Here is a 19,495-nt window from a genome sequence, read left to right on the forward strand (position 1 = left end):
CTCCACGGTGCGGGCCACGGCGCTGGCGCCCTCGCCGGCCTCCTTGGCGGCCTTGGCGGCCATGCCGTCGGTGACGCCGGCGTTGTCGGCGTTCTGTCGCACCGACGAGGCCATCTCCTGCAGCGACGCGGCGGTTTCCTCGACGCTGGCGGCCTGCTCCGAGGCCGACTGCGACAGCGACTGCGAGGTCTGCGACACCTGGTTGGCGGCGGCGGTCAGGTGCTCGGCCGCGGTGCTCACCTCGGTGATCGTGCGCGACAGGGTGTCCAGCAAGGCATTGAGTTGCTCGCCCAGCGAGAGGAAGAAGCCCGACTTGCCGTCCAGCGCGATGCGCGCGCTGAGGTCTCCGTCGACCGCGCCCTGCGCCACCGCGGTGACCTCGGCCTCGGCGGCCAGTTGCTCGGTGCGGTCGAGCCATTGGCCGACCGTGCCGCGCAGCAGGCCCTGGTCGTCGAGCACGGGCGTGGTGGTCAGGTCATAGGTGCGGCCGCCCAGCACCATGCGCGATTGGGTGCGCTGGGTCAGCTGCTTCAACCGGGTCACTGCGGCGGCCGGGTCGGGGTAGAACAGCCCGATCGAGCGGCCCACCACGTTGTCGGGGTCGAAGGCAGGCTGCTCGCGGCGGAACGCGGCGGCGTCGCGGTGCAGCACGGCATCGAGCGCCTGGTTGATGTACAGCACGGTGCCTTCGGCGTCGGCGATGCGCACCGGCAGCGAGGCCACGTCCAGCGCCTGCTTGATGCGGAGCGCTTCGTCCTTGATGCGGCGTTCCTCGACCAGCAGCGCCGCCTCGCGTTCCTGCGCGGCCAGCACGGCGGTCATGTCCTTCCATTCCACGACGATGCCCAGCCGGCGCTTGTCGGCGTCGATCACCGGGTTGAGCAGCAGTTCGAAGCGGCGGCCGCCGATGGCGAGCTTGGCGGTGTGCGGCGCGTCCAGGCGCGCCAGCATGGCCCGCTGGTGCTCGGGACGGCGGTGGAAGATGTCGACGTTGGCGCCGATCACGGTCTTGGCATCGAAGTGCGGCAGGTCCTTGCGGATGTCCGACTCGGCCTCCTGCAGCATCTGCAGCAGCGACCGGTTGGCGTAGACGATGTTGAGGTCGGCGTCGGCCACCATCATGTTGGTGGCGGCCACGGTCAGTGCATGCTGGATGCGTTCGGCCACCAACGCGCGTCGCTGCGTGTCGGCCACCTCGAAGCCCAGGCGCACCTGCAGGCAACGCAAAGCCCGCATCAGCTCGGCCAGGTCGCCCTCGCCGCGTGCCTCCACCAGCCCGTCGAAGCGGCCCTGGCTGAACTGTGCGATCCAGCGGCTGGCGTCGGCCATGCCCGATCGCAGCGTGCCGAGCAGGCGCGCACCGCCCCACGCGGTGGCGCCCAGCGTGGCGGCGGCCAGCGCCAGCAGCCACCAGGCCTGCAGCGCGCCGCCCACGCCGGCCATCGCCGTGGCGGCGGTCGCGCCCAGCGCCAGCAGTGTGGCGCGGGTGGGCAGGGTGGCGTTGGCCACCCGGGCCACCAGCCCCGGGGCCTTGTCGGGCACCACCAGGCCGTCACGGATGGCCAGGCCCTGGGCCTTGCCGTCGGTGAACTTCTTGTAGGCCGCGGCGCAGGCATCGATCAGTTCCCGCGTGGGCCGCGTGCGCACCGACAGGTAGCCCGTCACCTCGTTGCCTTCGAGCAGTGGCGTCACATTGGCCACCACCCAGTAGTGGCTGCCGTCCTTGCGGCGGTTCTTGACCACGCCGGTCCAGGGCCGGCCGGCCTTCAGCGTGGTCCAGAGGTCGGCAAATGCCTCCTCGGGCATGTCGGGATGGCGCACCAGGTTGTGCGGCTGGCCGAGCAACTCGGACTCGACGAAGCCGCTGGCCTCGACGAAGTCGGCGTTGACCCAGGTGATCCGCCCCTTGGCATCGGTGCGCGAGACGATGGTCATGCCATCGGGCAGGGTGTACTCGGTGTCGTTGACAGGCAGGTTCTTGCGCACGGGGCGTGTTCCTTGAAGGCGAGGTCAGTGCGCAGCCGCGCTGCGCGGGGCCGAGGACAAGGGGCTGTTGGGGCGCTGGACGACGTGGGCGACGAGCGCCGACACGTCCAGCACCAGGGCCACCTCGCCGCTGCCGAGGATGGTGGAGCCCGCAATGCCGCGCAGTTGCGCGAAGACGCGGGCCAAGGGCTTGATCACGGTCTGGTGCTGGCCGTGCAGGCGGTCGACCAGCAGGCCCACCTTGCTGCGCTCGGTGCGCACGATCAGCATGCTCTGCCGCGGCGGCCGCTCGCCGTCGAGGCGGAAGCAGCGGCGCAGGTCGACGAAGGGCAGCACCTCGCCGCGCAGGTCGAAGCAGCCGTTGCCGCCGGAGGCGTCGGCATGGCAGGCCGGCGGGTTCTCGATGCACTCCACCACCGATTCGAGCGGCACCACGTAGTGGATGCCGGCGACGTTGGTGAGGAAGCCGTCGATGATGGCCAGGGTGAGCGGCAGGCGGATCTGGATCGTCGTGCCGGCGCCCTCGGTGCTGGCGATGTGCATCTGGCCGCGCAGCGATTCGATGTTGCGGCGCACGACGTCCATGCCGACGCCGCGGCCCGACAGGTCGGTCACCTGCTCGGCGGTGGAGAAGCCGGGCATCAGGATCAGCTCGTTGACCTCGGCATCGCTCAGCACCGCGTCGGGCGAGACGAGGCCGCGCTCGATGGCCTTGGCCAGGATGCGGTCGCGCTTCAGGCCCTTGCCGTCGTCGCTGACCTCGATGACGATCTGGCCCGACTCCTGGTAGGCGTTCAGCGCCAGGCGGCCCTTGGCCGACTTGCCCGCGGCCACCCGGTCGGCGCCGATCTCGATGCCGTGGTCCAGGCTGTTGCGCACCAGGTGCATCAGCGGGTCGGCGATCACCTCGACCATGGCCTTGTCCAGCTCGGTGTCGCCGCCGGTGAGCTCGAGATCGACTTCCTTGCCGAGCTGCTTGCTCACGTCGCGCACCACGCGCTGGAAGCGCGCGAAGGTCTCGCCGATGGGCACCATGCGCAGGCCCAGCGCGCGGTCGCGGGCGTCCTCCACCAGGCCGGCGATGCGCAGCGCGGCCTCGTGGAAGGGCGCCGACGCGGCCTCGTCGGCCACCAGCTGGGCCCCCGAACTGGCGATGACCAGTTCGCCGATGATGTCGATCAGCCGGTCGAGCTTGTCGGCGCGCACGCGGATGAAGCTGCCGGCGTTGGCGTCGGCGTTGCGGCGGTCGCGGGTGGCCTGTCGGCGGTCGGTGCCGCCCGGGGCCGGCGCGGCCGCGGTGGGGGCCGAGGCCGTGCCCGTGGTCGCCATCGCGGCGGCCTTGGCCTCGACGGGTGCAGCCGCCTTGGCCGCCGGGGCCCGCGCCTCGGGCCGGCGGAAGCCCAGGCGGTCCCACAGGTCGAGCAGGTCGGTCGTGGCGTCGGCGTCGTCGCCGCAGCGCCGCAGCAGCAGCGCGTCGAAGTCGTTGGGGCCGAAATCGGGCGACAGGATCGCGATGTCGCAGTCCTCGGCGCAGAAATCGAACACCTGCTCGATGAGGCTGCGCGGGCCCGGGCTGTCCAGGCGGATCTCGAAGCCGAGGTGGCAGTGCTCGGGGTCGAGCGCCTCGAGCGCAGGCACGGCGTCGGCCAGCGTCTCGATGCCCAGGACCGTGCCCACGCTGTCCAGGTAACGGATGAACGACAGGGGGTCCAGGCCGTTGCGCAGCGCATCGCCGCCGAAGCGCAGCGACAGGTGCCAGGCGCCAGCCTGCTCGCCGTCGGCACCGTCGGAGTCGGCCACGGTGTCGTGGGCAGCCGCTGCGGCAGAAGCCCCGCTGCCGGACCCGCCTGCCATGGCCGCGCGCAGTTCAGCGCCCAGTGCAGCGCCCGCGGCGGCGGCGGCCAGGTCGGCGGTGCCGGTGCGCACCTCGTCGAGCAGGCGCTCGATCTCGTCGCGGCTGCGCAGCAGCAGGGCGATCACGGGCTCGCTCACCACGATCTGCGCCGAGCGCAGCCCTTCGAGCAGCGTCTCGGCGTCGTGGGTGAAGGCCACCACGGCCTCGAAGCCGAACAACCCGGCCGTGCCCTTGATGGTGTGGGCGGCGCGGAAGGCGGCGTTCAGGTTCTCGTGGTCGTCGGGCGCGGTCTCCATGACCAGCAGCGCCTGCTCGAACTGGCGCAGCATGTCCTGCGCCTCGTCCAGGAAGCCCACCCGCGCGGCGGCCAGGATCTCGTCGTCGTCGTCGCGTTTCATGCGGCTTCTCCGCTCGGGGTGAGCAGGCGCGTGCTCAGGCCGTAGGTGGCCAGGGCCTGCCGCACCGGTTCGCTGGGCTCGGTGATGCACAGGCGCTGCCCGCGCTGCCGCGCGCTGTGCTGCAGCGACAGCAGCAGCTGCACGCCGGCACTGTCGCAGGCCTCGACATGCGACAGGTCGAGCCACAGCTCGGGCCCGTCGTCGGCCAGCGTCTGCAGCAACGTCTCGCGCTGCGCCGCGGCGGCGGCGATGGTGAACTCGCCGATCGGGGCGTGGACGGGGAGGGTCATGCGACGGCTCCGGTGGCTCGCGTGAGCTGTTCGATCGTGTCGATCAGCATCGAGGGTTGGAAGGGCTTGGCCAGCCAGGCGCCCGCGCCGGCGCGGCGGCAATCGTCGCGCACCGTGAGGCTGGATTGCGTGGTCACCACCACCACCGGCGTGCGGCGGTAGGCCTCGATCGAGCGCAGCTTGCGCAGCAGGCTGGGGCCGTCCATGCGGGGCGTGGACACGTCGCAGACGACGCAGTCCAGGGCGCGCCCGTCCAGCAGCAGGAGGGCTTCAACCCCATCGCCGGCTTCGATGACGTCGAAGCCGGCGTCCTCGAGTGTCAGGCGCACCACGGTGCGCACGCTCGACGAATCGTCGATGACCAGTGCCATTCGGCTCATGCAAGCTCCTGCGGGCCTGTTGGGCGGCCGCTCAGACGCAGAGCCGGTTGACGGCGTCCACGAGCTGCGAGGGCTGGAAGGGCTTGGTGATCCAGGCGCGGGCACCGGCGGCGCGGCCCTCGGCCTTCTTGGATTCCTGCGACTCGGTGGTCAGCATGATCACGGGCGTGAACTTGTAGTTCGCGGCCGTCTTCAGGTGCCTCAGGAAGCTCAGCCCGTCCATGTTGGGCATGTTCACGTCGCAGACGATCAGGTTGAGCTTGCGGCCGTCCAGCTTGCCGCAGGCGTCCTTGCCGTCGGCGGCTTCCACCACCTCGTAGCCGGCCTTTTGCAGCGCCAGCTTCACGACCGTCCGGAAGCTCCCGGAATCGTCGACCACCATCACTGTCTTAGCCATTTGATTGCTCCTTCGATGAGACAGGTTTTCAGAAGAACTCGACGGCCGCCGTGCGTTCGATCTGCACGGTGCCGTGATGGAAGGTGCGCTGCTCTTCCATCGTGTAGGACTGTTCGAGCCGGGCCAGCCACTCGGCGATGTCGGCGTGGGTGGCCGACGGGTTGGACTGCACCCATTCGGCGAAGCGGCCCATGTCGCGGCCGACGATGTCGAGCATCTGGGTCAGGCGGTCCTGGAACTGGAAGCCCATGAACACCTGCTCGAGCTCGCCGTTCATGCGCAGCGCGGCCTCGCGCAGCTCGCGAGAGCCGCGCAGCGTGCCGGCCATGCGCGTGACCAGCGCGGCGGCCACCTCGCGGGCGCGGCGCCGGGCCAGCAGCTCGAGCTCCTCGTCGCCGATGGTGGCCAGCTCCGACTGCTTGCGCAGGCGGTCGATGCGCGCGGTCATGGTGCCCAGCTCTTCGCTGATGCGCTGGCCGGCCTCGCCGCTGCGGGCGGCCAGCGACCGCACTTCCTGCGCCACGACGCCGAAACCCGAGCCGCCCTCGCCGGCGCGGTTGGCCTCGATCGAGGCATTGAACGCCACCAGGTGGGTGTGGCGCGCCAGGTCGCGCACCTCCTTGGCGACGCGGCCGAGTTCGGCCAGGCGTTCGCTGCAGGCCAGCATCTCGGTGACCATCGCGTCGCGTTGGGCACGGCTGGTGCGCATCGGCTCCAGCAGCGACTCGACGATCTCGGCGTTCTCTTCCAGGGCCTCGTCGGTGGCGCCGGCGCCCATCATCGGATTGAGCTTCTCGGCGTGCTGCGCGGCCTGGCTGAGCCCGTCCGACAGGTTGCCGAAGGATTGCAGCAGGCCGCCCACACCCTTCTCGGCCTCGGCCTTCGATGCCTCGATGTGGCGTTGCCACACCGGCACCACCTGGCTGACCATCAGCGTCGTGCCCTCGGCCGCCGCCAATGCACCGGCGCGCTGTGCCGGGGCCGCCGCGCCGCGCGGCCAGGCCAGGGCGGCGCAGACGGTGCCGCAGGCCAGCGCCGCCAGCGCGCCGCTCGTCCATTGCGGTGCCACGGCCAGGCAGCCCGCGGCCGCCACGGCCCCGGCAGCCACCGGGCGCCAGAGCGCACCGAGGCCGCCCGCAGCGGGCACGGCGGTCGGACGGGTGTTGGTATCTGGGGTCTCGGAGCTCATGCATCCTCGCTGCGAACGTCGCGCTTCGGGTCATCCCGCGCCCGGGCAAGTGCCGCGACTGACGGGTTATCGGCCGGTTCGAGGAGGATTTGAGCCTCGGCAGCGAGGAATCAGTGGTTCGAACAGCCCCATGTCGGTGCGTCATTTGTGCGGATGGTCGGCGCCGCACCAGTCGAACAATCCCTACAGGTGGCCCGAGGGGCATTCAGTCCCGCAGCGGGCCGCCGATACACACCAGGTTGCCGCCGTGTTCCGACATGGGGGTGCGGCCTCGAATCGTTGGTTTCCGGATCGGATGCATCGCCATGGTCATGTCGACAGCCAGCAGCGCGTTGAAGCAATTGCGACAGGTGCGCCTGCCCGGGCTGCGCTTCGGCAACTTCTTCAAGTACCACGGCTTGCTCGCGCCGGGCGTGCGCCTGTTGCGCCTGCTGCCCTTCGGCATGAAGGCTGCCGTGGTGACGCTGTGCTTCGTCGTGCCGATCGCCCTGCTCGGCGTGAACTACCTGCGCACGGTCACGGCACAGACGGCGCTGACCCGGAGCGAACGGCAGGGACTGGTCATCGCGATCCGCGCCGCCGAGCTGTCGCATGCGCTGCACGCGGCCGAACTGGATGCTGCGGTCACCGCACTCGGCGGCGCCGAAGGAAAGCGGCCGGACTGGCGAGCCGGCATCGACCAGGCCTACCTGGAATTGTCGGAGGCGGTGGCGACCCTGCCGTTTGCGCCCGGCATCATCGATTCGCTGCGCCGCGTGCAAACACCGCACGACGCGCTCAAGGCCGGCGAAGCCGTGGACGCCAAGGGCCGGCTCGAGGCCCTGCACCGCTACCACGACGCGCTGAACGCACTGGTGCCGGTGCTGACGGCCGAATCCGGGCTGGCGGTGGACCCGGAGCTGGCCACTCACCGGCTGCAGCACCTGGCGTTCACCGACCTGCCGGCGCTGGCCGGCAGCCTGGCCTCGATGCGTGCCAACGGCGCCGGCTGGCTGGGCGGCCGCACCGAGCCCCACTGGCGCAACGGCGCCGTGGGGAACCTGATGCTGGCCGATCTGGCGCTGGACCAGGTGCGCTACCGCACCGAGCCGCTGGCGCGCGAACGCGCGCCGGGGGTGGCGCAGTTGCACGACGCCGCCGCCTGGAAGCCCATCCTCGACTTCATCGCCACCGCCAACACCGGGCTCCTCGGGTCGGCGCCGCTGGGCGAGGTGAGCAGCTTCCTTGCCGAGGGCGAGCAGGCCGTGCAGGCGGCGCAGAAGCTGCACCGCTTGTCGCTCGAAGCCCTGGACAGGATGCTGGCCGACCGCGACGAGGCGCTCGGACAGGAGATGCGGCGCATGGCCGTCGTGGTGACGCTGTGCCTGCTGGCGGCGCTGTACATGCTGTTCTCGGTGTACCGGGTGATGGACGGCGGGCTGGACCTGATCCGCGAACAGGTCACGCGCATGGCGCACGGCGACCTCAGCGCGCGGCCCCGCGCCCGCGGCCGCGACGAGGTGGCCAAGGCGCTGGATTCGCTGAGCACCTCGCTGTCGCGGCTGGCCGACCTGTTCTCGGCGGTGCGACAGGGCGTGTCGGCCATGTCGCATGCCTCGCATTCGATGACCACCGCGTCGGACGACCTGCGCCGCCGCACCGAGGAGACCTCGCAGTCCACCACCGAGATCATCGGCCGCGTGGCGCAGTTCGTCGACCAGCTGGAGGACACCGGCCGGCGCATCGACGACGCCACGCAGGTGGTGCAGACGCTGCGCATCGACGCGCTGCGCAGCCACACGCAGATGCAGCGGCTGGACGAGCGCATGAAGTCGCTGCGCGGCAAGAGCCGCAAGATCGCGGACATCGTTCAGGTCATCGACCACATCGCGTTCCGCACCAACATCCTGTCGCTGAATGCGGCGGTCGAGGCCGCCAAGGCCGGGCCCGCGGGCCGGGGCTTTGCCGTGGTCGCGCAGGAAGTGCGCAGCCTGGCCACGCGGACGGCCGACTCGGCGCGGCAGGTGCACGGCATCATCACCAGCTCCACCGAGGACATCGAGCAGTGCAGCGCGATGGCCGACATGAGCGCCGAATCGCTGGCCGACACCCAGCGCAACGTGCTGCGCATCAACCAGTCGATGGACGAGATCGTGGGACTCACCCGCGGCGGGCTGGGCAGCTCGCAGGTGCTGCTTCAGCAGCTGCAGGCCATCGACGCCAAGACCGTCGACAACCACAAGCTCGTCGAGCAGATGGCAGCCGCCACCGGCGATCTGCGCGGCCAGGGTGTGCTGCTCAGCGAGCAGGTCACCGGCTTCAAGCTGGCCTGACGGGGCCGGCCCGCGCCAGCCCGCGCCCCGCAGCGGACCGTCGTCCGGGCGCGCTGCCGCGCGCCCGGGGCCTGTCGGCTGCAGTTCGTCGCACCGGCCGCGCAGTTCGTCGCACGCCGGCTTGGCCGGTATCTTGGCAAACCTACACTCCGCTCGGTTCAAAAAGGGTTCGGACAGGGGGTGCGGCATGCGCAAGGGATGGCTCGCGGGTGGAGGCGTGGTCGTGGCGGTGGCCATCGGCATCGCGGTGGCGGTGTCGGGCGGCAAGCTCGGCGCGCTGGGCAGCTTCGGTGCGTCGGCGATGGCGGCCAAGGGCCCCGCCGGGGCGGCCTCGGCGCCGCTGGAATTCCGGCCGAGCGAGGTCGTTCGACCGGTGCTCACCACCATGTCGCGGGAGATTCAGTTCTCGGGCCCGCTGGTGGCCCCGGGCACGGCCGTGGTGCGGGCCAAGGCGGCCGGCACGCTGCTGACGCTGGCCGTCGCCGAGGGCCAGCGGGTGACGGCCGGGCAGGTGCTGGGCCGCATCGATGTGTCCGAGCTGTCCGGCCGCGTGGCCGAGCGCAATGCCAACCTCGAATCGGCGCGTGCCGCGCTGGCCCAGGCCGAGCGCACCCACGCGTCGAACGAGCGCCTGGCCGCCCAGTCCTTCATATCGCCCAATGCCCTGGACACCTCGCGCTCGCAGGTCGAGACCGCCCGCGCCGCCCTGAACGCCGCCGAGGCCTCGCTGTCGGTCACCCGGGTGGGCCTGCGCGACGCCGCGCCCGCCGCGCCGATCACCGGCGTGGTGGCCAAGCGCCATGTGCTGCCCGGCGAAAAGGTGGCCATCGAGCAGACGCTGCTGACCATCGTCGACCTGCGCACGCTGGAGCTCGCCGGCCTGGTCGGCACCCATGAGGTGGGCAGCCTGGCGCCGGGCATGACGGTGCAGGTGTTGGTGGAGGGCGTCGACAAGCCGGTCACCGGCCGCCTGGCCCGCATCGCCCCGGCGGCCGAACCGGGCACGCGCTCGATCGGCGTGACCATCGAGCTGGCCAACCCCGGTGAACGCCTGCGTGCCGGCCAGTACGCGGTGGCCACCGTGGCCCTGCCGGACGACCGCCAGCGCCTGGCCCTGCCGCTGTCGGCCATCGGCTCGGCCTCGGGCCAGAACCATGTGTGGCTGATCGAGAACGGCGTGCTGGCGCGGCGCGAGGTGATCACCGGCCGGCTCGACGAGGCGCAGTCGCGCGTCGAGGTGGTGTCGGGCGTCACGGCCGGCGCCCAGGTGCTGGCGGCGCGTTTCGACAACCTGCGCGAAGGCGCCAAGGCGCTGGTGGTGGCGGGCAGGGCGTCGCCGCTGGCTTCGGCCGCGCTGCGCTGATCGACACCGAGGAACCTCACCATGTGGATGACCCGAGTCTCGATCGCCAACCCGGTGTTCGCCGCCATGGTGATGGTGGCGCTGTGCGTGCTGGGCCTGTTCTCGTACGTGCGCCTCGGTGTGGAGCAGATGCCCGACATCACCTTCCCCGGCGCCTTCGTCGAGGTGATGTACCCGGGTGCGGCGCCCGAGGCGGTGGAGCGCGAGTTGATGAAGCCGGTCGAGGAATCGGTGAACAGCATCGCCGGCGTCAAGCGCATCACCTCGCGCAGCATGGAAGGCCGCGGGCAGATGAGCATCGAGTTCGCGCTGAATGCCGACATGGGCCGCGCGATGCAGGACGTGCGCGACCGCATCGCCGCGGTGCAGGCCGTGTTCCCGCGAGAGGCCAAGGCGCCGACGATCTCGCGCTTCAACAACGACAACAACCAGCCGATCGTCAACCTGGCGCTGGTCAGCCGTTGCGCGGTGCCGGCGCCCGCGCCATCCGTGCCGGGCGTGGCCGCCGCGGCCAGCCAGGCAGCCTTGGCGGCGCCTTGCACGGCCACGCGCAGCGCGCGAGAGCTGTCGGTGCTGGGCGAGAACGCCGTGGGCAAGCGGCTGCAGCGCGTGGAGGGTGTGGCCCGGGTGGACATCAGCGGCCTGACCGTGCGCGAGGTGCGCATCGACCTCGATCCGGTGCGCCTGCGAGCCTACGGCATCACGCCGGCCGAGGTGGCCACCGCGCTGCGCGAGGCCAACGCCGACCAGCCGGTGGGCCTGCTGTCCGACAGCACGCAGGACGCCATCCTGCGGGTGGAAGGCCGGGTGCGCGACCCACGCCAGTTCGAGCAGGTGGTGGTGGCCCGCCGCGGCAACCTGGCGCTGACCCTGGCCGACCTGGGCACCCTGGTCGAGCGCGAGAAGGAGGCCGATTCCACCGCCCGCATCAATGGCCAGCGGGCCATCAACTTCAACGTCTTCAAGCAGCAGGACGCCAACATCGTGGCCACCGGCGATGCCGTCAAGGCGGCGATGGACGAGGTGCGCAAGACGCTGCCGCCGGACGTGGAACTGCGGCTGGTGTATGCCGGCAGCGACTGGGTCAAGGGCTCGCTGGTGGGCCTGCGCCACACGCTGATCGAGGGCGCGCTGCTCACCGTGGCCATCGTCTTCCTGTTCCTGCACTCGTGGCGCTCGACCATCATCACCGGCCTCACGCTGCCGATCGCGGTGATCTCCAGCTTCATCGCCGTCTACGCCTTCGGCTTCACGCTGAACTTCATGACGATGATGGCGCTGTCGCTGTGCATCGGCCTGCTGATCGACGATGCCATCGTGGTGCGCGAGAACATCGTGCGCCACGTGCACATGGGCAAAGACCACAAGACCGCCGCGCTCGAGGGCACCGACGAGATCGGCCTGGCGGTGATGGCCACCACCTTCGCGCTGTGCGCGGTGTTCGTGCCGGTGGCCTTCATGGGCGGCATCATCGGCAAGTTCTTCTACCCGTTCGGCATCACCGTGGTAGTGGCGGTGCTGGTGAGCCTGTTCGTGAGCTTCACGCTCGACCCGATGCTGTCGTCGGTGTGGAAGGACCCGCCGTCCGAGCGCCTGAAGCACCTGCCCGGCATCGGCCACGCCATCCGTGCCACCGATCGCGGCATGGACGTGCTGCACCGCTGGTACGAGCGCCTGATCGACTGGGCCTTCTCGGCCCGCCGCTACCGCCTGTGGCTGCCGGCCTGGGGCCGCGGCTTCGGCGCCGATGGCCGCCGCGACCGCAGCAGCCCGCGCCACTGGCGCCGCGCCACGCTGTCGCCACGCGGCGTGGTGATGGCCATCGGCGGGGCCAGCTTCGCCGCCGCCATCGGCCTGGGCGGACTGGTGGGCAGCGAGTTCGTGCCGCAGACCGACCAGGGCTACACCCAGCTGGCCTTGCGCCTGCCGGTGGGCTCCAGCCTGGACCGCACCGATGCCAAGGTGCGGCAGATCGAGGAGATCGTGCTGGCGATGCCCGAGGTGGCCACCGTGTCCACCTGGGTGGGCGGCGCCGGCCAGCGCAACCAGGCCTGGCTGAACATCGCGCTGAAGGACCGCGCCGACCGCAACCGCAGCCAGAAGCAGGTGGAAGATGCGATGCGCGAGCAGATCGCGCGCATCCCCGGCGTGGACGCCGCCGTCGGCTTCGATCGGCCGGTGTACGTGGCCCTGCTCGGCAGCGACGCCGAGGGCCTGGCCAAGGTGGCCACCGAATTTGCCGAGAAGGTGAAGCAGATCCCGGGCATCGTCGACGTGGAGCTGTCGGTCAAGCCCGGCCTGCCGGCCTACGCGGTGCGCCTGAAGCCCGGCGCGGTGCGCGAGCTGGGCCTGACCGCGCCACAACTGGCCGCGTCGCTTCGCGCCTATGTCAATGGCGACGCCGCCACCTACTGGACCACGCCGCAGGGCGACCAGGTGGAGGTGGTGCTGCGGCTGAACGAAGCCCAGCGCGAGCGCATCGACCAGCTGCGCGGCCTGCCGGTGGCCTTTGCCAAGGACGGCACGCCGATCGCGCTGGACAGCGTGGCCACCATCGAGCCGGTGTTCAACCCCGAGATCATCCGCCGCCAGAACCTGCAGCGCCGCGAGGCCGTGTTCGCCGGCGTGCAGGGCCGATCCACCGGCGAGGTGGGCGACGACGTGCAGAAGCTCATCAAGGCCACCACGCTGCCGCCGGGCTACAGCTTCGACGTCGGCGGCCAGATGCAGCAGCAGGCCGAGGCCTTCAGCGGCCTGCTCAGCGCGATGGCGCTGGCGGTGATCTTCATCTACATCGTGTTGGCCAGCCAGTTCGGCAGCTTCCTGCAGCCGCTGGCCATCATGGCCAGCCTGCCGCTGGCGCTGATCGGCGTGATGCTGGCGCTGCTGCTGTGGCGCAGCACGCTCAACGTGTTCAGCATGATCGGGCTGGTGATGCTGATGGGCCTGGTGACCAAGAACGCGATCCTGCTGGTCGACTTCGCCAACCAGGCGCGCAAGGCCGGCGCCACGGTGCACGAGGCGCTGCGCCAGGCCGGCCTGGTGCGCATGCGCCCGATCATCATGACCACCGCCGCCATGGTCTTCGGCATGCTGCCGTTGGCGCTGGCGCTGAACGACGGCGGCGAACTGCAGGCGCCGATGGGCCGGGCCATCATCGGCGGCGTCATCACCTCGACGCTGCTGACGCTGCTGGTGGTGCCGGTGCTCTACAGCTACCTGGTGCGCGAGCGCAAGCCCGAGGCCGCCCCGCAGGGCGAAAGCGATCCTGCGGCGCCCGCGGCCTTGCCTGGGTCGGGCGCCGGTGCCTGGCCGGCCCATGCGCCGGCCGATCGGAACTGAATCCCCAACAGCCAGCGCGTGCGTCGCAGGGTTTGTTGGACGACGGCGTGCGTGCGCCGGGAGCGGTCGCGGGCTCGGTGGCCCACTTCACGATGCGCCCCGCGATGGACATGGTCGTTCTGGCCGCACCGGCACCGATCGGATGAGAATCCTTCATGGCCCTCGACTCCGACCGCGACATCGCGCACTTCGCCCGGCGCCTGGCCGATCATGCTCCTTCGATGCTGGCGTACTGGGACACCCAGATGCGCTGTCGATTCGCCAACCGGGCCTATGAACTGCGGTTCGGGGTCGATCCCGACGAGCTGGTGGGCCGGTCGATCGTCGACCTGCTGGGGCCCCACCTCTATGCGCTGAACGAGCCGTACATCCGTGCCGCGCTGCGCGGTGAGTCTCAACAGTTCGAGCGCGTCGTCCCTGGGCCCGATGGCGTACAGCGACACAGTCTGGCGACCTACACGCCGGACGTGGTGGACGGACAGGTCGTGGGGTTCGTGGTGCAGATCACCGATGTGACGCCGCTCAAGGCGGTGCAGGATCAGTTGCAGGTCACCATCGCCAGCCTCGAGGCCGAGATCAGGCGTCGCCGCACGGTCGAGGAATCGCTGATCGACACGCAGCAGCGGGAGGTCGCCGAGAGCCGCTTCCGGCTGGTTTTCGAGGCCTCATCGAGTGCGCTCCTGATGCTGGATCGTGCGCATCGGATCGTGCTTCTCAACCAAAGGGCAGAACAGCTCTTTGGCTACCACCGAGACGAGTTGCTCGGCCAGTCGATCGAACGCCTGGTGCCGGAGTCTGCGCGCGCCGCCCACGCGGCCCAGGTGGCCGAATTCGTCGCGCGGTCGCACACCCGAGCGATGGGCATCGGGCGGGACTTGCGCGCCCGCCGCAAGGACGGCAGCGAAGTGGCCGTCGAGATCGGCCTCGACGCCATCGAAATGCCCGACGGCCGATACACGCTGGCGTCGGTGATCGACATCACGGAGCGCAAGCGCGACCACGACGAACTTCGTCGCAGCAACGCCGAGCTGGAGCAGTTCGCCTACATCGCTTCGCACGACTTGCAGGAGCCGCTGCGTATGGTGGCCAGCTACACGGAACTGCTGGCGCAGCGCTACAAGGGCCGGCTCGACGACAAGGCCGACAAGTACATCTACTATGCCGTCGATGGTGCCAAGCGCATGCAGCGCCTGGTGGCCGACCTGCTGGCTTTTTCTCGCGTCGGCTCGCAGGGCAAGCCGCTGATTCCCGTGGCCGTCGATGCGGTCGTGAGGCGCGCCGTGGCTGCGCTGCAGGCCTCGATGCTCGAATCGGGCGCTAGGGTGGATGCGCAAGGCCTGCCGACCGTGCTGGGCGACGAAACCCAGTTGGTGCAGCTGTTCCAGAACCTGATCGGCAACGCCATCAAGTTTCGTGCCGAACCCGCGCCGCACATCATCATCCTCGCCACGCGACAGCGGGAACGATGGGTCTTCGAGGTCAAGGACAACGCCATCGGCATCGAGATGCAGTATGCCGAACGCATCTTCCTGATGTTCCAGCGCCTGCACGAGCGGGGCACTCACGAAGGCAGCGGCATCGGCCTGGCCATTGTCAAGCGCATCGTCGAACGCCACGAGGGCCAGATCTGGGTGGAATCGGTGCCGGGTCGCGGCACGAGCTTCTTCTTCACACTGGCATCGGCAGAAGCCGGCACCGCGCCGCCATGAGGGCAGGCGTTCGGGGCCGGCGACGCTGAAGTGCGTCGGGACGGCTATTCGACCGCTCGACCGATGCGTGGCAGCACGGCGTAGAACTCGCTTCCGTGACCGATGCTGCTGCTGACACCGACGGTCCCACCTTGGGCTTCGACGAGCCGTTTGGTCAGGGCCAGGCCCAGGCCCGTGCCCTGGTGCTGCCTGGCCGACCCGGCGTCGAGTTGGTGAAACTCGGTGAACAGCTTGGCGATGTCCGACGGCGCGATGCCGAGGCCGTTGTCCCGCACCTCCACGCGAAAGCGGTGCTCACCTTCCGCCGCCACGCGCACCGACACCTGGCTGTGGTCGGCCGTGAACTTCAGCGCATTGGACAGGTAGTTGTAGAGCACCTGCTTGAAGCGGCCGGGGTCCAGCTCAACCTCCACGAGCGTCGGGTCGACCTCTACCGCGATGTCGATGCCCTTCTTCGCCGCTGCCTCGCCCAGGACGGCCTTGACCTCTTCCGTCAGCTCGAGCAGGCTCACCGGTTCAGGCGCGAAGCCGAGCTTGCCGGCCTCGACCTTGGCCAGGTCGAGCACGTCGTTGATCAGTTGCAGCAGGTGCCGGCCACTGGACAGGATGTGGCCCAGGAACAGCTCGTGCTTCGGCGACGTGGGGCTCACCACACCGTCGCGCAGCAACTGCGAGAAGCCGATGATGGCGTTCAGGGGCGTCCGGAACTCATGGGACATGTTGGCCAGGAATTCGCTTTTCAGCCGGTTGGCGGCCTCGAAGCGGCGGTTCTCGAACTCCAGTTCGGCGCTGCGGGCCTGCAGGGCTGAGGCCCGCTTTCGTTCGGTGACGTCGCGGACCGAGGCCAGCCAGACGGGCTCGTCGTCCCATTCGATGCGAACGACGCGCATCTCGCAGTCCCTGTGGCCGTCGGGGTGCGGGATCGTGATGTCCGCTGGCTCTGCGTCCAGGACGGAGAAGCCCAGCGGCTCGCTCATCAGCACCTCGCGACTGCGTCCGAACATGTCGATCGCCGCCTGATTGACATAGCGCACCTGACCGAACTCGTTGGCCAGCACCATGCCGTCCGGCGCGGCATCGAGCAAGACCTGAAACTGGCGCTGCTGGGCCCGCTTGCGGTCCATGATCTGCAGCACGCTGCGCCAGAACAACCGGCTGTTCGACTCCTGTTTGCCGAACAGGTCTTCGGCGCCTTCACTGCGGGCGAGCCGCCGCAGTTCGTCGCTGGCATGGCCCGAAATGGCGATGATCGGCGCCTCATGGGTCAGGATCCTGACCCGTCGAACCGTCTCGATGCCTTGTGAGTCGGGCAGGTTGAGATCGAGGATGATGGCGTCGACCTTTTCCCCGGACGAAAGCAGTTCGATGGCGGCCGCCAGGGTCGGGGCACGGTTGATCACGAATCGCTGTGCCGTGGACTGCTCCAGCAACTCGCGGGTGAGGTCGGCGTCGGCCGGGTTGTCTTCGACCAGGAGCACATGCCTCGGTTGCAGTGCGGCAGAACAGGCGAACGCGGATCTCATTCAGGCCTCGTCGGAAATCGACCGAGATTCAGACAGCCGCGTCCTCGAACATGCCGCCGAGGCGGGCCCGTTCATCGTTGAACGTGTAGGTGGGCGTCCCGGTCAGGATGCCGTGCACGCCGCGGAAGGGCGCCTGCACATGCAGGCCGTGGCTGTCGATCACGTACTCGCGGATGCCCTTGTCGTGGAAGGTTCCACGCATCTTCAGCACGGTCAGTCCGCGCCGCATCTCGCCATGCAGTTCCACGTAGCGCAGCAGGATGATGGTGTCGGTGATGGTGGAGATGTGGGTCTCGGTGATCGACTCGCCGCCGGTCAGCATCGACGTCGTGTTGGTGAACAAGCCGGTGATCTCGAGGTGCTTGATCGTGCTGGTCAGGGCGATCACGAACTCGCGGAACGACTTCGGTGTGGACACCCGCTCGAAGGCCGACATGCTGTCGATGGCGACGCGCTGGGGCTGGAAGGCACGGATGTCGCGCTTGATCTGAAGCAGGTGGTCTTCCAGGCCCATCACTTCCGGATAGCGGCAGATGATGCGCAGCAAACCGTCGCGCTCAGCCTTTTCGAAGTCCACACCCCATGACGCGGCATTTCTCGTCAGCTGTTCGCGGCTCTCCTCGGCGCCGAACAGCAGGGCTCGCTCCCCGGCCTCGATGGCGGCCTTGATGTACTGCGAGACCATCAGCGTCTTGCCGGTGCCGGTGGCGCCGCTGACCAGGATGATGGAATCGCGGTACATGCCGCCGGCGCACATCTTGTCCAGTTCGGGCACGCCCGACGAGACACGGATCTGCGACGAGCGCTGTTTCAGCTCGATCGCCGACAGCGGAATGATCGTGACGCCGTCCTCGGAGTCGATGGTGAAGGGGTACTCGCCCTTGTGGTGCGTGGCGCCGCGGAACTTCAGGATCTCGACCGTGCGGCGCCGCTTCTCGTTCTCGAGCCGGTTGCGCAGCACGATCACGTTGTCGGCCACGAATTCCTCCACGCCCCAGCGCCCGACGCCGCCCTCTTCCACGGTTCTTTCCATCGTCACCAGGGTGGTAACGCCCAGCATGCGCAGGCCGGCCGCCACCCGGTGCAGCTCGCGCCGGATGATGTTGGGATCGGTCAACTGCGGGAACAGCGCGCCCACCGCGTCCAGGATCACGCGCTTGGCCTTGACCGAGTGGATCGCATGTTCGATTCGCGCCAGCAGGCCCGACAGGTCGTACGGACCCGTGGCGACCACATCCTCACCCGGCTCGGGCGTCACGTCCACCACCGCGATGCGTTTGCTTTCGACCAGGCCTTCGAGATCCCAGCCGAAAGAGCGCACGTTCTCCATCAGGTCCGCCGGCGCCTCCTCGAAGGTGACGAAGACGCCGGACTCGCCGTAGTCCCGCACGCCGGCCAGCAGGAACTGCAGCGCCATCACTGTCTTGCCGCTGCCGGCGGTGCCCGACAGCAGCGTGCTGCGGCCGGCCGGGATCCCGCCGTTGGCGATCTGGTCGAACCCGACGATGCCGGTGGGCAACTTGCCGAGTTCCTGGGGAGGATGTCGCGATGTCATCACGGCACCGACTTGATCAGCCGTTCCACATCCAGCCCGACGAGCACCTTCACCCGGTCGGACAGGTCACCGATGATCTTGCGCACCGGCTCGGGCAGTTGTTTCACCAAGGTCGGCGTGGCCAGGATCTTGGCATGCTCGGCCAGGTCGGGATGCTCCAGCACGTCGATCACTTCGACATGGAACTGGCCCGGCAGATCCGTTTCACAGATGTTGTTCAGGTTGTCGATGGCACGCTGCGACTGCGCACTGCGGCCGGTGATGAACAAGCGAAGCTTGAAGACTGTCATGGCGAAATACCTTGCGGATCGCGGCGCCGGTGACCAACCCGGTAGTAGTCCACCAGCAGCCCCATCATTTCGACCGCCAGCAGGCGGGCCTCGAAAACGATGGTGTGCGAGTGGGGATCGTCGTAGAGCGATAGCGCTCGGTCGAGCGCCGCGACGTGAACTTCGAGCAGGTCGCGCGGGCCGCCAGCGGCGTCTCCGAGCGTCGTGACAATGATTTCCATGGCCCGTCGGGGGGCCACCACCTGATCGCATTCGCGCATCAGATAGGGTTCGAGCAGGGCGAAGTAGGACTGCACGACGGCCTCGTAGGTGGCCGGGCTGCGCAGGGAAACGGCACCGGTCCCCGCCAGTGCGGCGGTGACGGTGGTCGAATGGCCGGCCGAGGACATCGAGCGGTAATGCGCCAGCGTCCGTTGCAGTTCGCGCAGTTGCACTTCGCGCATGCGGCTGACGGCATAGCCGATGGCGCGCTTCAGGTTCTGGGTGCGCACCTCGCTCTTGGGCAGGTAGTCCTGCGCCCCGGCGTCGATGCAGGCCAGGGCGAGATCCTCGTCCTCAACGCCCGTCAGCACGACGATGGGCACCTCGGCGGCAACCTCTCGCATCGTCTTGACGACATCGACGCCTTGGCCGTCGGGCAGGCCCAGGTCGAGCACGATCACGTCGACCGGGGTGGATTGCAAGGCCTGCACCGCGGCGGCCACGGCGGGCACGTGGACGATCTGGAAACGGTCGCGATGCTGCTCGCTGAGCATGTCGCTCACCAGTTGAGCGTCGCCCGGGTTGTCTTCGACCAGGAGCAGCACCGGTGTGCCCTGCGCGCCGTGTTGAAGTGATGCACTGGCCATGGTTCGACCGTGGTTCATGGATTCGATGGCCGCCATCGGTCGTGTTCTGGTGCGCTGA

General features: G+C 69.3%; 14 protein-coding genes. 4 read left to right on the top strand and 10 right to left on the bottom strand.

The features are described from left to right. The 6 genes from EOINJALH_RS30330 to EOINJALH_RS32085 all read right to left on the bottom strand — a co-directional run. Nucleotides 1-1,986: PAS domain-containing protein (locus tag EOINJALH_RS30330; protein WP_088287343.1), on the bottom strand; the 1,986-nt coding region annotated here is incomplete at its 3' end. A 24-nt stretch (nt 1,987-2,010) separates the two neighbouring features. Further along, on the bottom strand, nt 2,011-4,239 hold the full coding sequence (locus EOINJALH_RS30335) for a chemotaxis protein CheA (protein ID WP_088287344.1): 2,229 nt from the start codon (nt 4,237-4,239) through the stop codon (nt 2,011-2,013). Continuing rightward, nucleotides 4,236-4,529 (bottom strand): STAS domain-containing protein, encoded by a 294-nt coding sequence (locus EOINJALH_RS30340; RefSeq protein WP_088287346.1) that lies wholly within the window; start codon nt 4,527-4,529, stop codon nt 4,236-4,238. Before EOINJALH_RS30340 ends, EOINJALH_RS30335 begins: the two co-directional genes overlap by 4 nt. After that, nucleotides 4,526-4,909, bottom strand: a complete 384-nt coding sequence (locus EOINJALH_RS30345; RefSeq protein ID WP_088287348.1) for a response regulator — start codon at nt 4,907-4,909, stop codon at nt 4,526-4,528. The genes EOINJALH_RS30340 and EOINJALH_RS30345 overlap by 4 nt, the downstream gene beginning before the upstream one ends. Nucleotides 4,910-4,940: 31 nt before the next feature. Continuing rightward, nucleotides 4,941-5,306 carry a response regulator gene (locus tag EOINJALH_RS30350; RefSeq protein WP_088287350.1) on the bottom strand — a complete coding sequence of 122 codons (366 nt, stop codon included), beginning with the start codon at nt 5,304-5,306 and terminating at the stop codon, nt 4,941-4,943. Between the two features lie 28 nt (nt 5,307-5,334). Next, nucleotides 5,335-6,495, bottom strand: coding sequence for a methyl-accepting chemotaxis protein (locus tag EOINJALH_RS32085; RefSeq protein WP_088287352.1), 1,161 nt, complete (start codon nt 6,493-6,495; stop codon nt 5,335-5,337). 305 nt (nt 6,496-6,800) lie between these two features. On the opposite strand from EOINJALH_RS32085, the gene EOINJALH_RS30360 reads away from it, so the two are divergent. The 4 genes from EOINJALH_RS30360 (at nt 6,801) to EOINJALH_RS30375 (ending at nt 15,221) form a co-directional block, all read left to right on the top strand. After that, the gene (locus EOINJALH_RS30360) at nt 6,801-8,807 is read left to right on the top strand and encodes a methyl-accepting chemotaxis protein (RefSeq protein ID WP_088287354.1); all 2,007 of its coding nucleotides are present in this window, start codon (nt 6,801-6,803) and stop codon (nt 8,805-8,807) included. A 187-nt stretch (nt 8,808-8,994) separates the two neighbouring features. Next, complete coding sequence (locus tag EOINJALH_RS30365) at nt 8,995-10,170, top strand: efflux RND transporter periplasmic adaptor subunit (RefSeq protein WP_088287356.1); 1,176 nt, start codon at nt 8,995-8,997, stop codon at nt 10,168-10,170. 21 nt (nt 10,171-10,191) lie between these two features. Then, on the top strand, nt 10,192-13,512 hold the full coding sequence (locus tag EOINJALH_RS30370; protein WP_088287358.1) for an efflux RND transporter permease subunit: 3,321 nt from the start codon (nt 10,192-10,194) through the stop codon (nt 13,510-13,512). Between the two features lie 155 nt (nt 13,513-13,667). Beyond that, nucleotides 13,668-15,221, top strand: coding sequence for a PAS domain S-box protein (locus EOINJALH_RS30375; protein ID WP_088287360.1), 1,554 nt, complete (start codon nt 13,668-13,670; stop codon nt 15,219-15,221). A gap of 44 nt (nt 15,222-15,265) precedes the next feature. On the opposite strand, the gene EOINJALH_RS30380 is transcribed toward EOINJALH_RS30375, so the two are convergent. The 4 genes from EOINJALH_RS30380 to EOINJALH_RS30395 are packed head-to-tail and all read right to left on the bottom strand — an operon-like array spanning nt 15,266 to nt 19,473. Continuing rightward, on the bottom strand, nt 15,266-16,744 hold the full coding sequence (locus EOINJALH_RS30380) for an ATP-binding protein (protein ID WP_088287362.1): 1,479 nt from the start codon (nt 16,742-16,744) through the stop codon (nt 15,266-15,268). 28 nt (nt 16,745-16,772) lie between these two features. Then, nucleotides 16,773-18,299, bottom strand: coding sequence for a circadian clock protein KaiC (kaiC, locus tag EOINJALH_RS30385; protein ID WP_088287364.1), 1,527 nt, complete (start codon nt 18,297-18,299; stop codon nt 16,773-16,775). Further along, a complete protein-coding gene (locus EOINJALH_RS30390; protein WP_088287366.1) occupies nt 18,299-18,589 on the bottom strand; it encodes a circadian clock KaiB family protein in 291 nt (96 codons plus the stop codon). Before EOINJALH_RS30390 ends, kaiC begins: the two co-directional genes overlap by 1 nt. Further along, entirely contained in the window at nt 18,586-19,473 is an 888-nt protein-coding gene (locus EOINJALH_RS30395) for a response regulator transcription factor (RefSeq protein ID WP_088287368.1), read from the bottom strand. The genes EOINJALH_RS30390 and EOINJALH_RS30395 overlap by 4 nt, the downstream gene beginning before the upstream one ends. Nucleotides 19,474-19,495 lie beyond the last annotated feature (22 nt).

This window comes from Ideonella sp. A 288 (assembly GCF_002198735.1).
Taxonomy (GTDB): Bacteria; Pseudomonadota; Gammaproteobacteria; order Burkholderiales; family Burkholderiaceae_C; genus Pseudaquabacterium.

Coding starts and splice junctions, on each gene's coding strand:
- EOINJALH_RS30335 (WP_088287344.1), bottom strand. CDS start 4,239: ATGAAACGCGACGACGACGACGAGATCCTGGCCGCCGCGCGGGTGGGC.
- EOINJALH_RS30340 (WP_088287346.1), bottom strand. CDS start 4,529: ATGACCCTCCCCGTCCACGCCCCGATCGGCGAGTTCACCATCGCCGCC.
- EOINJALH_RS30345 (WP_088287348.1), bottom strand. CDS start 4,909: ATGAGCCGAATGGCACTGGTCATCGACGATTCGTCGAGCGTGCGCACC.
- EOINJALH_RS30350 (WP_088287350.1), bottom strand. CDS start 5,306: ATGGCTAAGACAGTGATGGTGGTCGACGATTCCGGGAGCTTCCGGACG.
- EOINJALH_RS32085 (WP_088287352.1), bottom strand. CDS start 6,495: ATGAGCTCCGAGACCCCAGATACCAACACCCGTCCGACCGCCGTGCCC.
- EOINJALH_RS30360 (WP_088287354.1), top strand. CDS start 6,801: ATGGTCATGTCGACAGCCAGCAGCGCGTTGAAGCAATTGCGACAGGTG.
- EOINJALH_RS30365 (WP_088287356.1), top strand. CDS start 8,995: ATGCGCAAGGGATGGCTCGCGGGTGGAGGCGTGGTCGTGGCGGTGGCC.
- EOINJALH_RS30370 (WP_088287358.1), top strand. CDS start 10,192: ATGTGGATGACCCGAGTCTCGATCGCCAACCCGGTGTTCGCCGCCATG.
- EOINJALH_RS30375 (WP_088287360.1), top strand. CDS start 13,668: ATGGCCCTCGACTCCGACCGCGACATCGCGCACTTCGCCCGGCGCCTG.
- EOINJALH_RS30380 (WP_088287362.1), bottom strand. CDS start 16,744: ATGAGATCCGCGTTCGCCTGTTCTGCCGCACTGCAACCGAGGCATGTG.
- kaiC (WP_088287364.1), bottom strand. CDS start 18,299: ATGACATCGCGACATCCTCCCCAGGAACTCGGCAAGTTGCCCACCGGC.
- EOINJALH_RS30390 (WP_088287366.1), bottom strand. CDS start 18,589: ATGACAGTCTTCAAGCTTCGCTTGTTCATCACCGGCCGCAGTGCGCAG.
- EOINJALH_RS30395 (WP_088287368.1), bottom strand. CDS start 19,473: ATGGCGGCCATCGAATCCATGAACCACGGTCGAACCATGGCCAGTGCA.